The sequence below is a fragment of the Amycolatopsis sp. NPDC023774 genome, assembly GCF_040639695.1.
Taxonomy (GTDB): Bacteria; Actinomycetota; Actinomycetes; order Mycobacteriales; family Pseudonocardiaceae; genus Amycolatopsis.
In genome coordinates, this window is sequence record NZ_JBFAAJ010000121.1 from 1 (window position 1) to 1082 (window position 1082).

The window sequence follows — 1082 nt, forward strand, 5'->3', positions numbered from 1 at the left end:
CCGCTACGAACGCAAACCCAGCCACTACCTCGCCTTCCTCACCCTCGGCGCCGCCATCACCTGCTACAAGAAACTCACCAAGTGAGACACGCTCTAATACTGCAACGACACTTCGTGATGGCCACGTCGTCGGTAGTGGCTGGTACGTGCTCGGGCTTGGCTGGTGCGTCGCCATCGTGACCAGTGCATCGCATGCTGGATTGTGTGGCGGATCGGTGCGGTGACGCGGTTGAGCAGTTTGCGGATTTCGTTGGACGTGAGCGGTATCAGGCCGGGTGCAGATCCCCTTTTTTCGCGGCGTCTCGGGTGATGACGAGGAATGCCGCCGCCGCCATGGAGAGGGTGATGTGCCGATACCATGCTTGGTATCGGCGGACCTGGTAGTGGTCGAGCCCTGTTTCGTTCTTCGCGGTTTGGAAACTTTCTTCGATTGCCCAGCGGCTTCCGGCGACGCGCACCAGTTCGTGGATGTCGGTGTCGGCGGGGCCGAAGCAAATGTAGTAGGCGGTCTCGGTGGGGTCACTGACTGAGCGGCGGGCCAGCAGCCAGTGGCCGACTCCTGGTCGGCGCAGGGGGCGGATGTCGACGGCGGCCCAATCGTAGATCCGTTGCCCGTGGGCGCCATCGCCGCAGGACAGACGCTGCCAGGTGGCCGGGTCGACGTCCGCGATGACGGCGTGGACGCGTCGTTGCCGCAGATCCATGGAAATCACCATTTGGGACTTGGGTACTGCCAGCACATGCGCGATGTCGTGCTCTTCCAGCCAGAGCCGTAGCCGCCCGACCTGCCCATAGGCTTCATCGGCGGTGAACCATGCAAACGGGATTCTCGCGGCGAGCGCGCGTTCCACCATCAGTTGTGCCAGTTCGGGCTTGGTCGCGAATCCGACGTCGTCCGGAATACCAGCTGCAGCGCACCTTCCCCGATCCGCGATCCACTCTTTCGGCAGATACAACTCGCGATCGATCAAAGCCCGCCCCCGATCTGAGGCGTACGCCAAGAACACGCCGATCTGCGAATTCTCGATCCGCCCGGCCGTGCCCGAATACTGGCGCGCCACGCCGGCGGATTTCGTGCCCTT

At 63.1% G+C, this 1082-nt stretch carries 1 protein-coding gene; it reads right to left on the reverse strand.

Annotated features, from left to right (window positions below):
* Positions 1-266: 266 nt before the first annotated feature.
* Positions 267-1082: IS701 family transposase (locus tag AB0F91_RS47280; RefSeq protein ID WP_360609096.1), on the reverse strand; the 816-nt coding region annotated here is incomplete at its 5' end.